Annotated in this window: 2 protein-coding genes; both read right to left on the bottom strand. The window is 56.2% G+C overall.

Annotation, left to right across the window (positions count from 1 at the left end; genetic code table 11):
• The coding region (locus ACIPIZ_RS28495; RefSeq protein WP_401168816.1) for an OmpH family outer membrane protein at positions 1 to 395 on the bottom strand (395 nt) is incomplete at its 3' end.
• A gap of 45 nt (positions 396 to 440) precedes the next feature.
• A partial coding sequence (gene bamA, locus ACIPIZ_RS28490; RefSeq protein ID WP_401168813.1) for an outer membrane protein assembly factor BamA occupies positions 441 to 2,696 on the bottom strand: 2,256 nt, incomplete at its 5' end.

The following is a 2,696-nucleotide window of genomic DNA, read 5'->3' as shown; positions in this document are numbered from 1 at the left end:
ATGACTTCTTCCACTGCGCTATCCAGTTTCGGCTTCAGTTGCTTGAGCATTTCGCGGTCGGCAACAGCCTTGGCTTCGTTCAGTTCTTTGGACTGGAACTGGAAATCACGGGCCTTTTGCTTGAACTCCAGCTCCAGACGCTCACGTTCGCCTTGCTGCATCTTGTCGCCACCAGCCATCAGACGGTCCTGAATGCCTTTGGCGCTGCTTTCCAGGGTTTTCAGCTTGGTCAGTTGCGGACCGAACTTCTTCTCGGCATCCACGGCGTACTTCTTGGCCGCGTCAGATTCCAGCAAAGCCATCTGATAGTTCAGAACGGCGATTTTCATGTCGGCAAATGCCGGGCCTGCCACCATCAAGGAGGCCAGGAGAACCAATTGAGTCAACTTACGCACGATGCACTCCTACAAAATCCATTGTCGTTATCTTGGGTCAGACGCTTAGAACGTCTGGCCGAGGGAGAATTGGAACACTTGAGTTTCAGCGTCATCCGGTTTCTTGATCGGCATGGCCAACGCGAAGCTCAGAGGACCCAGTGCGGTGACCCAGGTCACACCCACACCCACGGAACTTGCCATGTTGCTCAGGCTGATGTCGTTGCACTTGGTGTTCGACGTCGAGCCGTTGGCATTGGTAGTGTCCTTGCACTGCGAGTCAAATACGTTACCCACATCCCAGAATACCGAAGTACGCAGGGAACGCTGATCCTTGACGAATGGCAGCGGGAACAGAACCTCGACACCACCCTGGATCAGGACGTTACCGCCGAACGGCAGCGGGTCCTGGTCCGGGTCAGCCAGCGTACCCGGGTTGGTGCCACGGCTTGGCGTACTGCGCGGACCGAGGGTGCTGTCCTTGAAGCCACGAACCGAGTTGAAACCACCAGCATAGTAGTTTTCATAGAACGGCAAGCCGTCAGTCGAACCGTAACCGTCGCCATAACCGAGTTCGGTATGCAGACGCAGGGTGTAATTCTCGGTGATCGGCTGGAACAGCTGACCACGGTAATCAAGTTTGAAGAACGACAGGTCACTGCCCGGAATGGTGGATTCCAGGGTCAGGCTCTGGGAACGACCACGGGTCGGCAATACGCCCTTGTTCAGGGTCGACTCGGACCAGCCGGCCGAAGCCTTGAAGTTCAGGTACTTGTCGCCTTCCTTGTTAACGAAGTCGAAAATCTCGTCAACGGTGTAAGTACCGGTCTTGATCTCGTCCTGCTGAGCGGACAGACCGAAGGTCAGGCGCGAAGTCTCGCTGATCGGGTAACCGATATTGACGCCAGCGCCCAGGCTGTCTACCGCATAGCTTGCTACGTCGACGTCGAGGTCTTTGTAGTCGGTGGTGCGATAGAACGCGTTGTAGCCCAGGCTCACGCCATCTGCGGTCCAGTACGGGTCAACGTAGCCGAAGTTGTAGCGGCTCTGGTATTCACTTCGGGTCAGGCCGACGCTGACGCGGTTACCGGTACCGAGGAAGTTGTTCTGGGTAATCGAACCACCAAGGATCAGACCGGCACTCTGCGCAAAACCGACGCTGGCGGTAATCGAACCGGAAGCCTGTTCTTCAACGGCGTAGTTCACGTCAACCTGGTCGTCGACACCCGGAACAGCAGGGGTTTCAACGTTGACTTCCTTGAAGAAGCCCAGACGCTCAAGACGGGTCTTGGACTGGTCGATCAGGTAGGTCGAAGCCCAGCCGCCTTCCATCTGGCGCATTTCACGACGCAGCACTTCGTCTTCGGACTTGGTGTTGCCACGGAAGTTGATACGGTTGACGTAGGCACGCTTGCCTGGATCGACAGCAAACAGGATGTCGACAGTGTGGTCATCATCGTGTGGCTGAGGTACGCCGTTGACGTTGGCGAAGGTGTAACCCTCGTTACCCAGACGGCGGGTGATCAACTCGGAAGTGGTGGTCATCAGCTTGCGCGAGAACACCTGGCCTTTCTGTACCAGCAACAGGGACTTGACCTGATCTTCAGGGACTTTCAGATCACCGCTGAGCTTGACGTCACGAACGGTGTACTTCTCGCCTTCGGTCACGTTGACGGTGATATAGACGTGCTTCTTGTCCGGGGTGATGGACACCTGGGTCGAAGCGATATCCATGTTGATATAGCCACGGTCCAGGTAGTAGGAGCGCAGACGCTCCAGGTCACCGGACAGTTTTTCACGGGCGTACTTGTCGTCGTTCTTGAAGAACGACAGCCAGTTGGTGGTTTTCAGTTCGAACAGGTCGGTCAGGTCTTCCTCGGGGAACACCGTGTTGCCTACCACGTTGATATGCTGAATAGCCGCAACGGTGCCTTCGTTGATCTTCACTTTCAGACCGACACGGTTACGCGGCTGCGATACCACTTCGGTATCGACGGTAGCCGAATAGCGGCCTTGCGCAACGTACTGACGTTGCAGTTCGTTACGCACGCCTTCGAGGGTGGCACGCTGGAAGATCTCGCCTTCGGCCAGACCGGATTGCTTGAGGCCCTTCATCAGGTCTTCAGTGGAGATCGCCTTGTTACCTTCGATCTCGATACTGGCGACGGATGGGCGCTCGACAACCGTGATTACCAGGACGTTGCCTTCGCGGCCCAGCTGGATATCTTGAAAGAAACCGGTTTTGAACAACGCACGAGTGGATTCCACCAGGCGACGATCATCCGCCTGCTCGCCGACGTTCAACGGCAAGGCACCAAAGAC

The sequence above is a fragment of the Pseudomonas sp. NPDC087690 genome (assembly GCF_044743175.1).
GTDB lineage: Bacteria > Pseudomonadota > Gammaproteobacteria > Pseudomonadales > Pseudomonadaceae > Aquipseudomonas.
This window is presented reverse-complemented; position numbering and strand designations above follow the sequence as displayed.